The organism is Bifidobacterium thermophilum (assembly GCF_002846655.1).
Classification (GTDB): Bacteria; Actinomycetota; Actinomycetes; order Actinomycetales; family Bifidobacteriaceae; genus Bifidobacterium; species Bifidobacterium thermophilum.
In genome coordinates this window covers 371,257-383,948 of sequence record NZ_PCGX01000008.1, presented here as the reverse complement: position 1 = coordinate 383,948, position 12,692 = coordinate 371,257, and the positions used below count along the sequence as shown (strand labels likewise).

Here is a 12,692-nt window from a genome sequence, read left to right as displayed (position 1 = left end):
CCACGACGAGATAGCAATCAGAATGGCCGTACCAATGGTCGCTTTCAGCCCGCCGTGCTACACCACACTCACGCCACAACCTGATTGCCTGCGCCCCTCAACCTCAACAGGAGATACCTCACCACAGTGCGAGCAGACCATCACACAGCAGCAAGGTAGAGTCATTGCGATAATCGTTACTCGCTGCCCCGAACAATAAGCCCGATCCGGCGTAAGATACTGCCGAAGGAGAGATTGCCGGGAGACGTATCGAGGGGTGAGGGATTTGCCGATTACCTGCATTCTGGTCATTGCCGTCTTGGTAGCCATCGATGCATTCATCGGATTTCAGGCGTCCGGTCGTCAGTATTCCGAAACCCCCGCTACGTCGACGACCAAGTTCCGGATTGCATGTGTGCTGATAGCCGTTGTCTCCGGCATCCCCTCGTGGTATGCCGTGCTGTTCGACTTTCTATATTTTGTGTCGATCGACAACGGAGCATCTACCGGTAATGGTTCCGGCGAAAATACGCTCTACACCTCCAAACCGGACACAGTAATCGCATGCGCATTAATAATCACGCTGCTGCTGTTGCTCATCCCCGGGCATACGGCGACGGCATACAGACGCCATACCGACGCTGCTTGGCTGGACAAGCATGATCCCGGTCCGCTGCATGACGCCGTCACCGAATATGGCATCGAACCAGCGCCACCAGATGAAATGACGTATCAGGGGTACCGCATGGTGACACAAGACGCATCTAAGGAACTATATGGCACCTCGCTTGGCGACGCATACCATGCCGCGATGGGCGTGAATCTGGGTGAGGCGCACTACCGGGGGCAACTGTACGGATTCCCGGGCAGCGGACTTGAACACAGCGGTTACGGCCAACGAGGCATCTCCTCAGGCATGATTGGTGAGAAGATTTTGGCTGGAATCATCGCTGCGTTCAACAAGAACGGCAACCTCAATGTCATCGGGTTTTACAGCCTTTATGGTTTGGACAGCAACGGCCGCAGAACAAACGCCGACATTGACTGCGTGCTGCTCGGCATGGATTATGAAGGACGATTACATGCCTGGTTTGTTGACGCCAAGTATTACAAGGGCGGCAAGGACACCAAATACATTTGCATGGGCAACAGCACGATTGCGCGAATCAGCAAATCTCAGCATGCGTTCGTGACCGGTCCGGACGGGCGAGTCACACTTGCGACATCGTCGAATATGTTGCACCAGCAATCCATGTGGGAGCCTCTGCTCAGAGAGCACAACATCGACGCACAATGGGTGATCTGCTTTGTCCCCGGTCCCGAAGGCACGCCGGATGTCAGTAACCTGCAGTGGGCAGCCGACAGGCACGTGCGTTATGACCCTGATTCCCCATCCGGTACGTCCGCCGAATACCAAGGCATTCCAGTCATGAGTGCCTCACGACTTGTCGGCATTATTCATGCCATGCACCTTGCCGACACCGCGTATATTCCCGATGATGCGATCAAGCTGTTCAAGCGGTATGTGAAGTGGCCGCATGGATCGAGGCGACACTGAAACAGAACACGCCGCTCAGTTGCGATTCTGGGTTACTATCGATAGCCTCGACATGACATGAACACGGGATGACTCGACCGGTCTTTGCGGATGTGAAGCGGTCTCCCAACAGCGGGAGCCATTCTAGATAGGCTCCCGTTTTCTTTTCTCATGACGCTGACTATTTTGCAGTTGTGGGTCGCGTCGGTTGAGTGCGGTTTCCTCAGCGTTGCAGCCTGCACCACATGGAACACGGCAATCCAGCAGTGACAGAGCCCACTACCACTCAAGCAACCACAGACAACCAGCACCTAAACCTTGCCCTGGGCATGAAGCCGATCATATTCTTCACCAGCCTTGAACTGACAGAAATCAGTCCCATGCTCGAGCGCGTATTTGAATCTCGCGTTTACCCATGCCGTTTTTGCATCATCCCACGGGACAATACCGTCGCGTTTGTTTAGCGCAGCTTCCTTCTCGGCACTGACCCTGACGAGACTGTTGGCAGCGAAGCAGAACTTATCTGAATCCATGCGGATGATTGTAGGCCCATCGCGAAACAAGCGAGGAACGAGTTCGCCATACCCCACCTTACCTCACAATCCGAATGGTCCGTCTACGTTGCCGTGTAGCGCGATAGTCGCACCGCGACAAAGTAGATGCCGGAATGCCTGCACGACAGACGATATCAAGCCGCCGTGCAACATCATCATCGCACACCAGCGAGTTTCCACTTCTGCCGCAAACCCGCACCTAATAACCCACAAACCACACCCCACACCAATCACCCCAGCCCGCAATATCATAGAACCACGGCATCACCGAAGAAGGAGACTAATCATGCGGGCCACACAGGCAAGGTTCCTTGATCTACTCGGGGCGGATAGAACCCAGTTCATTATTCCCGTGTACCAACGCGAGTATTCCTGGGAACGCCCGCAACTTGAGGATTTGTGGAATGATGTCACACTGGCGGGCAAGGACGGCATGACCCATTTCATCGGATCGTTCCTGTACATTCCCGAAGAAGACAGCACTGCGACCAGCATCCACCGCAAGCTCCTCATCGACGGCCAGCAGCGCATGACCACGCTGTCCTTGCTCCTCGCCGCACTGCTCGATTATTTGGATGAGGATGATTCCCGCGCGCAATTCCTCACGGACCTCTCCCCCAAATCCTTGCGAAAAAGCTACCTGTTCAACGATGACTACCGCGGTGAATCGCGGTATAAACTCGTCCTGTCAATGGACGACAAGGCGACCATGCAATCCCTAGTGGACGGCACCAAATTGCCGCAGTCACCGATTCGCCGTCTCGTAGAAGCCAAAGCGTTCTTCACCGACAACATCCGCAGCGGGCGAGTCTCCCCCGAGACATTGTGGAACGGCCTAAACAAGCTGGTGATCATCGACACGGAGCTCAATCCCAATGAAGACAACGCCCAACTCATCTTCGAGTCGATGAATTCCAAAGGCAAGCCCCTCACCCCAATCGACCTCGTACGCAACTTCATTCTCCTGTCACTGCCAGCCGGCCGGCAGAAGGAGCTCTACGACCAGTATTGGAGCCATATCGAACACCTGTTCGGACAGGATGCCGAGTACGAATTCAACGCATTTCTCTGGTATTGGCTGTATTTGAAGATCCCCGAGCGCAACCCTAAGCAGGATAACGCTTACCACGATTTCAAGTACTACGTCCAAAACCATGACCTCGACCGGGAGCCGGAAACCATACTGTCCGAACTGCTCGCGTACGCGACACGATATGCATGCCTGTTCCTCGGGCAGGAGCCCGACCCCAGTCTCAAACGCAGGTTCGACCGGATCAACAGCCTTGGCGTGAGACCTGTGCGCCCGCTCCTGATGTGTCTGTACACGCTGATGGATGAGCGCAAACTCACCAAGGATGAGTTCGGCAGCCTGTGCGACACTATCGAATCCTTCCTGTTCCGCCGCATGGTGGTAGGCAAATCCACACAGGGCCTGAACAAGATGTTCGCCGGCATGTACCGCAGGCTTGATGATGCCGATAATCCGCAACAGTGTCTGACCGCGCTACTGCTCGCGCCCGAGAACAACACCACCGGTTACTTCCCCGATGACGGCGAGTTCGCCGAGGCGCTCACAACACGCGACATTTACAACGGACTCAAGAAAGGCAAGCAGTATCTGCTGGAACATCTGGAGGACTCGTACCATCCAAAGGAACCCATCAATTCCGGTATGTACCAGATTGAGCATGTCATGCCGCAGACCATCGATGATTCCGCCGCTTGGAAGACCATGCTCGGCCCGGACTGGCAGAACATCCACGACACGTTGTGCCACACACTCGGCAATCTCACACTCACCGGTTACAACCAGGAATATTCGAACAAGTCGTTCCCGGAAAAGCAGAGCCTCCAGCCTGGAGGGTACAAGTACAGTCCGCTTAGCTTGAACCGGTATATCGCCGATTGCGGCGTGTGGAACACGGAAACCATCCGCCGACGTGCCGAGATGCTCGCCGATAGAGCTTGCACGATATGGCCGCGCCCCACGTTGCAAGAGAACATCATCGACCAATACCGACCAAGACCGAGAACGACATCCCGTTCCGGCAGCTGGACAATCGAAACCTCACAACCGGAACTCGCACCCGGCGGCAAATGCCGCGAGCTCTTCGAGCTGCTCCAGCAAGCGATACGAGAAGCGCAGCCCAACTGGACGCTCGGCGTGAAAAAGAACTACGTGGGCTATTACACCGATAGCGGGAAGGCACTGCACATTGTCATCAAGGCACTTCCCAGCTCCACAAGCCTCGGCATTGGCCTCAACGCAACTATGGACGACCTTGACGATCCGAACGGCTACGCGCAGGACAAGCGACCGCACGGATTCGAGGCGGGATGCCTGACACGGGTGGATCTGCGAAGCGCAGAAGATATTCCTCAGGTGATGAAGCTGATTAATCAGTGCTGATTGAAGGTTGCGCTACGGTAGCAAGTAGACTACTCGCGGTAGCAGTACAACCGGTTCCGCGTCCTGTGATTTGCCATGCCATCACAGGACGCGGTACCGGGAAATACAACACAGTGGGCTACTCAGACCTAGGATAACGTTTGCAGTTCGTTCTCCGTGCTTTCGTCATCATCTGACGCTGCGCTGTGTTCCGCTTCGTATATTTTCACCATACGCTTCCATTGCACAAGATTATTGGCATCCTGTTCTTTTCTTTCCTGAAGATAGCCTTGGTATTCCTCCAACAGCTTCTCCCTCAACTGCTTATCAACTGCAAAGATGTACAACCCATGCACACCGCGCTTCATCAGGACATTGAACTGGTTGCGGATATTGCGAATTCGGTCCTCCTGTGATGCCTTCTTCTCCTTGGCATACTGGTCGCAACTGGCATCAGGATCATATATCACCTTGCCGTCACGGTACTTGACAGACGGTCCAATGATGACACCGGCGATATTGAGATCGAATCCCTGAATGGTATAGGTCGAGCCCACTTCGAAAACCGTGTGCTCCCCTTCAGCCCATGAACGCTCTTCGGCAACACGGTGTTTCGTTGAAGACCAGCGGTCCGAAAGCGACGCCAGCGATTCGGTAACGCTTTGTGGAGTCTGCTGATAGATGCCTCGTTTTTTATGTGATGTATCGGTGCCTGACTGCGTCTTTCCCGATGTGTTGTTACCAAGGGACCCACTATATTTCGTGAATTCCATATTCCACGGTATGCAGAATCGATCATCTGGCATGGACGAGATAACGTCATCATCCGGGACATCCACATTCTTCGCCCCAATGCCGAAAATCTCGACCAATGCACTTCCCATAGACTGCGCGCATGCATGAACAGTACTGTCAATCTCTTGCTTCATGTCTTTAGAAAGACCAGGCTGCCAATCCCCGTTTTCATCACGGTACATTTCGACATTCCAAAAGCCGCATGGATCGTTTTCATTTACTTTGCCTGACGTGTAAGGCCAGTCATATGTAGCTATAACCCTTGATAGACCACCTTCGTGCCTGCTGAGGTTATTCGGTCTTGCCTTTGCATAGATTGCCTGGAACAGTTCCACAGGGGATTCGAACACCTTGATTTCATACGGTTGCCGCACCCATTCAATCGTCGATGCCTTCGGCTCCGAATACGAACCATCGATATTCCTGTAATTTTCCTCCTGCGGTTCACGCATTTCGCCTGGATCAGCTGGGATGTGACCGATAACGCCGCATGCTGATGTGCGATTATCATCCTGATGTTCGGCGATGAAATCGTCAATCCAGTTGATGGTTGCATCATCCGCGCACACACGCATCTGCGCTTTCAGGACGATATTCGTCACATCGACGGTGAGCGGTTTCCTGTCGACTTTTTCAGGCAGCGGCGGAACCTCCATGTTGCGTTTCTTACGGGACCAGTAATCGATATCAGGTGTTTTCATCTGGATAATCGGCAAGTCCACGCTCCGCGACCTGCTGTTCGCAGCGTCTGCGGCATTCTGCCGTAACGGGTCGGCAACCGCGAATTCCGCGGAAGCAAGGTCACGCCACCCTTCGGGGAAGAGGCGCGCAATCAGGTCAGGGCTCCAGTCGCAACGCTCCTGAATAATCTGGCTGGGGTCAAAAACGGCAACCGTGACCTTGGAACGCATGATGATGTCGTACAGCTGGTTGCCGCCTTGATATGACTGGCTTGATCTTGTCTGAAGCAGGTGCGCCTCGTCGACAAGCGCCACATCGGCAATTGCTGCCGGCTCATCATAGTCGTAAAGCGTTACTTTCGCCTTATTCTGATATTCTTTGCCTTCCTCGGTTTCAATTTTCGAACTCTTAGCGTTGATGAACCCGATCGCCTTGGTCACTTCAGCCACGGTTTTCCTGCCCGTGATGCTGGAAGTATTGACCTTATCCATCCCGAGTTTCTTCGCGATATTCCGGTAGACGGTGAGCTGCTGGTCATGGTTGACGATGAGATCCACTTCACTCTTATCGCGAGCGCCCCGCATATCGCCGAGTTCCTCGTTCAACCGATAGAACAGATGACTGAGCAGGACGGTCTTGCCGGTTCCAGCCGCTCCGGCAACCAGAATCAGCGAATGTGTGGGAGCATCCCCGGATTTTTCCGACTGCGAGAACGCCCGCAACTTGTTTTCGACAACATTCATGATGAGTCGCGCAGCTTTCCGCTGCTCATCGGTGAGGTTATGGAACGGGGATGCTTTGAACAGCGCCGAGTCGAAAATGACCTGTTCATCGGGAAACAGCTCGGGGCTATCCGGGTGCTTTTCGCTCCAGAAATTGCCAAGTCCGCGCCAGATGTCATGGAATATCTGGGTGGTCATTTCGGACTGATGGTAGTTGCTCTGCGGATTGCGACGGCGGTTCATCAGTTTCTTGACGTCCGGGACACCGACCATATAGTCAATGAGACGGTCTTCGATGTCTTCCGTCATCGACTTCGTGAAAAACTGATCACAGATAAGCACCTGCTTGTAGGAGCCAGGTTTTTCGGTGAGTCTTTTCGCGACTTCAGCCCAATCGGATCTGCCCGAAGGATCCGAGTTCAGATGTTCCCTGACACGACGGGCGATGTCATTGGTCTCCCCCACGTACACGGTATAGCCGCGCTTCCACTTATAGCGATCCCCATCAACGCCCTTCGGTAAGCTCCGCGAATCCTTATCGTGCGAATCCTCAGCAATCGTAGAATCGTCATGGCTTTCTAGAGAATTCCCGATATCGCTGCCATCGGAATCAAATGAGGCAACATATCGCCGAACAGCATTGGCGTCCTCACTGTCTGGATTGAACCAGATTTTCCTGCCGTCGACAGTATCGTATTTCAGCGTAACATCGTACGCGCCAGTCTCCTCGTTGCCGTAGACGATATACACGACTGGATAATCAACTGTTTCAATACGCCGACGGTTGAGATATTTCCGGGAAGCAGCAGAAAACGACTGGCCTTTCGTGTCTTCTTTCAAATGCTGAACAGCGCGATTGGCGAATACCAGCGAAGCTGACTCAACAACGGAATGATCAAGAAGTTCCGCATCGCCAGCTTGCTCTTGAACAGCGTGCTGATACCCCTCTGCGAAGAAATGAAGCAGCTCCGTCTCTAGCTCCGCCTTTAACGGCTGTTCGTATTCTCCGACATCCACACAGCGGTCATAATCCATTTGGATGAACGATGGCGTCTGGTCATCGCGTTTGCCGGTGTGCCTGTTGAGAAGATGCTTCAGTTGGATCTCAAGTTCTCCAGCAAGCTCAGATTCATCGATAGCCGGCAGTTTCCCGGAGAGATTATCGTGAGAGTTCATGTCAAGATCATCCTTGACATTTTCATCTGTAGACAACTGGAAATTGCTGTGATTCTCTACAGCCCCGTCAACATCCAACTGTTCAGTCATCATCTCTCCCTATGAGCCAATTCCTTGAAAAAGCAATTGTAGCGGCAACGACGCACGTCTGTGAAAACAATGTCTTTTAATAAAGTGAATGCGATAGCCTCGTCTTCAGATGCGACAATTGCAGTCTGACGATGGAGAACATGTCATTATTCTCCCAAGTGCCTTGCATGAAGCCCCTTTCCCTAGAAAAAGTTGAAGAACGCCACTATTCCTAAAGAGCATTTGGCCAGAACACACATAACCACTCATCCGGTCAGTAGTTCGGCTTCACCTCACACGCACGACCGTCGCCGTCAGCATCCAAGTCACGCGAATACCCCGGATCGCTACTCGTGATTCCATGTCCAAGCGCATTCCACACCTGCTTACAGTTCTTGTAATACTGCCAGCGATTGCTCCCGCCGCCGCTACTACCGGTATCGGAATAGCTCTCCGACGAACCAGGATTCGGAGACGACTCACGATCCGAGGATGATTCACTAGCATCCGGATGCAACTCAGGATACGGAATCTGTTCAACCGACAATGTAACTAAGGGAATATTGAAATTGATAGAGTCCGAGGACGTATCGTCTTTGAACCGCCACTCATCCGGGGACAAAGCCACACTACTGGTGACATCGGAATCCGATACATATTCGACTTGTGCACCTAGCGCTTCCACATCAGGCATGCAACCACTCACTGACACACACTGACCAGCTTCGATTTTCCCCTTCAACGAGTTGAATCTAGTCTCCAGCGCCTGCTGATCAGCCATTTCTTGCTGATATTGCTTTTCTCTCGCTGCATCCTGATCACGCATCGCCGCTACAGCCTTGTTGTACTGTCTCAATCCCCTCTTGCTCAGCCTGACTGTAATCGTTACATTAATGTACTTGTTCTTGTCATATCTACCTGGCTTAGGATTTTCTTCGACGATCTTGGCTTCACGGCCCCACTGGCTGTCGAAAATATCAAAATTGGTATCGTCGATGCTATTTGAGTAACTACTGGAATTATTGCCAACAAGCTCCATCACAGTATCATAATCAAAGTTCGACGCCTTGACAGTAATATCTTCCTCATCGATACCAGCATTTTCAAGCTCATCAAGAGCATCCGCCAGCGACTCGGATACAACATCAGGAATGTTCACCGTATCGATAATCTTCGCGGAAATCACTCCAATGATGAAGACTGCCGCTAATACCACAACCAGAATCGCTTCCGCTGCATTCTTCTTACTCTTCACATGATTGTGATATTCCCAGGAACAGACAATCGTCCGCTCCGGTAAATCAACGAGTGATGACTGACTAGCACAATACGGAATTATGCGCCCTAACAACAATAGCTGCAATAAACAATTACAACATCGATACGCCATAAAGTAATGTACTTCACGAAGACAGCTGAAATCGGCGAAAACAAGATTGCGCCCCGCTCTTAAGAAGACACATGAGGAACAACAATGCATCGACAATATTGGACAGCTCTGGTATCCAGTCACACGCACCTACCAAGGCGAACAAGTGAGTATACTCTGGTTACTTGCTCCGCATCCCAAGAATCAAGCATCGCATGCGGTACCAACATACGCAGCTTCACAGCTAGGAGTAGCCTCGTGCATGTGACGGAAAGCTGACGTCTTTTCACTCGACACACAGCGGTGCTGTTGGGAACAGACAATCTGAGCTTCCTCAAGTAGTGGCAGTTTAGCCCGATTCCGCCCATCTGCCAAAATGCTCCCGGGAGAACTCGCGGATTTCGGGATTTGGTGATTATCTCCCAAATGAGAATGTTGGAATTTCGCGGTTTTTACACATCGGCAGGAATCCGTGGTTGGGAGATTATGCGTCGAATGACCGATCTGCGGTAAACTCCCGGGAAAACACGGGACTTGGCCCGCAAAGTGACCGAATCGCACTCATCACCCACAACAGCACGGGACTTTACCCGTCAAACGGCCAGTTTGCTGTAATCTCCCACAATCCCCCAAGATTTCCGACAATCTCCAACACCCCACATGGGAAATCATCACAAACAGACCCGTCAACGGATAAAGTCCCGCATGCCAGCCCGGATACCAGCACTCGTACCAGCAAACGCCAGTACGCGCCAGCCGACACCATACCGCGCACCAGCCCACGCACGCTAGCAAGCACCAGCACGCACCTGCCCATGCCCGCCAGCGCCGCCCGAGCTTACATCGACGCCGCCGTCGGATCGGAGTCCAACTCCGCCCGCAGCTTGGCGATCTCCTTCTGCACACTGTCCAAGTGTTGTGCAGTACTGTAATACGGTGTGTCACGCCGCCCATGCGCCAAGTCACGATAGTGGATGATCTCCAGCTTCTCGTAATACTCAAGCGCCTTGAGCGGGCTACGCTTGACTCCCCTGCCATCGCGATACGCGAGCGCGAGCCGGCGGTACAGTGATTCCTCATTCTCCGCGAACCACTGTTGATTGTCATCATCGGTGACCTTGTCGAGAATCTCAAGATACGCCTGTACGGCCACGGTTTCGTTGCGCGGCACACCATACCCGTTGAAGAACATGTCGGCCATCTTGTAGCGCGCTTCAGGGTTGGTGGGGTCAGCGAGATACGCCACGCTGTAGCAGGTGCAGGCTTTGCCGTCATCACGCCCGGTCCCGTGAGCGTACTGGTAACAGTACCCCAGATTCAGCGTCGCCCGGATGCCGCCACGTTCCGCTGCCTCCTTGTAGTATTCGAACGCCTTGGTGTAATCCTGCTCGCCAAGCACGCCATCGTAATAGTACGAACCGAGCAAGGTCATGGCGCCGGTGACGCTCAGCGACACATCAGGCAGGTCATCGCCGGAATCAGGTGTGGTGCGAATCACTTCTTCCAATGTGGAACGCACGAAACTCGCCGCCCGTTCGCCGATCACGCTTCCGGCATCCTGCATAATGCGGTGTGCGGTCGGTACGAACAGATTCTGCACAACCGCCCACACGGGCACCCCGTTCTGCTCGTTGATCTGCTGCTCGATATTCTGCAGCGTCTCCACGGTCACCGGCCCCATCTCGTCGTGGCTGAGCGACTCTTCGAAGGACATGTTCTCATCGTCATCGAAATCGTCCATGGTCTTCCCTTTCTTCTGGCTGCATCATGATGCTTTGCATTGCTTCATGCTGCATATCTCGAGGCCCTTCGCCGCCAGCTGCCGCGTCTCTTGCGGCAACTGAAATCCTTCTCCTACTCTACGCGAAACGGCGTGACGATTCCAACTTCCGCATTATTGCAAGGCGATACGCCCAAATCGGCGGCTCACAGCGGCAAACTGAGATTTCCCGCGGTGGCCATGCAGACGGACGCCAATCGCAATCGCCGGCAGACGGACGACGCTCTCCGCCCCCTATTCCAGTCGCCGACCCGCTGCCGCGATTGGTATCGCGCGAGCTCACGCCGAAAGCCGCCGGCGAAGCTCCTTGCCGAACGCCACCAACGCCTTATCGCTCCCGGCAGGACCAATCAGACACACACCGCACGGCAATCCTTGTGCGGTTGCGATAGGCATGGTCAAGGCTGGAAGGCCGCCGATGCCGGCAAGGGACGTCAGTCGCATGGTCTGTTTGCGGGTGCGGGCCGCAGTGTCGGGGTCATCTTGTTCCGTGAGGGTCGGGGCGACAGTAGCGGCGGTCGGCATGAGCAGCACCCTGTCGCCCACCAGTGACCTGACCATCGCGCGAGATTGCTCCAACCGTTCTAATCCTCGGCGATATGCGGTCTCGCCAATCTGCGCATCGTTACGGAAACGCTGGGCGATATCCGGGGCGATTGCGTCGAAATGCCCACGTACCCAGCCGCCGTTGGCTCGCCACGCCTCATAACCACGTACCACGGAGAAGATGTCAAGAAACCCGTCGAACATGTCGGCGTCCAAGGTGAGTTCATCCCACGTGTCGGGGCGTGCGCGTCCACTTTCAAGCGTCGCGCTGCGCATCAGATCGCAGGAACGTCCGAACGCTTCAGCGACATCCGCATCCACCATCTGGCTGGGCAACACGCAGACCGCCACTTCGCCGGACAATGTCGCCGAGTCCCGGTCAGGCAGCATCGCTTGCGTCACGGCATCCATAGTCTGTGCGTCGCGGGTCATCCAGCCGACCGTGTCGAACGACCCGGATAGCGGGTGCACACCTTCACGGCTGATTCTGCCGTGCGTGGTGCGCAACCCCCACAATCCTTGATATGCGGATGGAATGCGGATCGATCCCGCCGTATCCGTCCCCAAACCGATGGTCGCCTGTGTTGAAGCGACCGCGCTTGCCGGGCCGGAAGACGATCCTCCCGGTACGCGTCTCGGCGCTCTCGGGTTCGGCGGTGTACCGTAATGCGCGTTGGCACCGGCAAGGGAGTATGCGAATTCGTCTGTTCGTGCGATGCCGATCACATCCGCTCCTGCGTCAAGCAGACGTTGGACCGCGGGAGCGGAATGTTCTTGGACGGGCGATTCAGCCAAATAGGCGGGATTGCCTGCCCCGACGCGTTGCCCGGCGACCGCATACAAATCCTTCACTGCGACACCCATGCCTGACAGCGGACCGGGGTGGGTGGCGGCAATCAGCGGCGTGCCGAGGACGCGCCAGATGGTCGGATCAATGGCCCGCGCCCCGGTTGCCATGCCTGCGGCGGCGCCATCGACTGCGTGCCGATGCGATGCCCCATGTGATGTCCGGTATGTCATGTCGTTCCTCCCGTCGATCATGCAGTTGATGATTCGGGTCACTGAACGCGCCCGATCAGCGTCGTTCCCATCGTA

7 protein-coding genes are annotated in these 12,692 nt (G+C 54.4%); 2 read left to right on the top strand and 5 right to left on the bottom strand.

What is annotated here, in order from left to right; translation table 11 throughout:
- Window positions 1-394 precede the first annotated feature (394 nt).
- Window positions 395-1,537 (top strand): hypothetical protein, encoded by a 1,143-nt coding sequence (locus tag CQR48_RS04255; protein WP_143252477.1) that lies wholly within the window; start codon window positions 395-397, stop codon window positions 1,535-1,537.
- A gap of 290 nt (window positions 1,538-1,827) precedes the next feature.
- Here CQR48_RS04255 and CQR48_RS04250 read toward each other — a convergent pair whose 3' ends face one another.
- On the bottom strand, window positions 1,828-2,049 hold the full coding sequence (locus tag CQR48_RS04250; RefSeq protein ID WP_101452104.1) for a hypothetical protein: 222 nt from the start codon (window positions 2,047-2,049) through the stop codon (window positions 1,828-1,830).
- Window positions 2,050-2,356: 307 nt separating this feature from the next.
- Between CQR48_RS04250 and CQR48_RS04245 the strand changes: the two genes are divergently transcribed.
- Entirely contained in the window at window positions 2,357-4,480 is a 2,124-nt protein-coding gene (locus CQR48_RS04245) for a DUF262 domain-containing protein (protein ID WP_180334547.1), read from the top strand.
- A 128-nt stretch (window positions 4,481-4,608) separates the two neighbouring features.
- On the opposite strand, the gene CQR48_RS04240 is transcribed toward CQR48_RS04245, so the two are convergent.
- The 4 genes from CQR48_RS04240 to CQR48_RS04225 form a co-directional block, all read right to left on the bottom strand.
- The gene (locus CQR48_RS04240; protein WP_180335113.1) at window positions 4,609-7,923 is read right to left on the bottom strand and encodes a DNA/RNA helicase domain-containing protein; all 3,315 of its coding nucleotides are present in this window, start codon (window positions 7,921-7,923) and stop codon (window positions 4,609-4,611) included.
- 253 nt (window positions 7,924-8,176) lie between these two features.
- A complete protein-coding gene (locus CQR48_RS04235; protein WP_180334545.1) occupies window positions 8,177-9,157 on the bottom strand; it encodes an excalibur calcium-binding domain-containing protein in 981 nt (326 codons plus the stop codon).
- 952 nt (window positions 9,158-10,109) lie between these two features.
- On the bottom strand, window positions 10,110-11,012 hold the full coding sequence (locus CQR48_RS04230) for a tetratricopeptide repeat protein (protein ID WP_101452101.1): 903 nt from the start codon (window positions 11,010-11,012) through the stop codon (window positions 10,110-10,112).
- Between the two features lie 318 nt (window positions 11,013-11,330).
- Window positions 11,331-12,617: an amidase family protein gene (locus CQR48_RS04225; protein WP_244898934.1), complete on the bottom strand. Its 1,287-nt coding sequence runs from the start codon at window positions 12,615-12,617 to the stop codon at window positions 11,331-11,333.
- Window positions 12,618-12,692 lie beyond the last annotated feature (75 nt).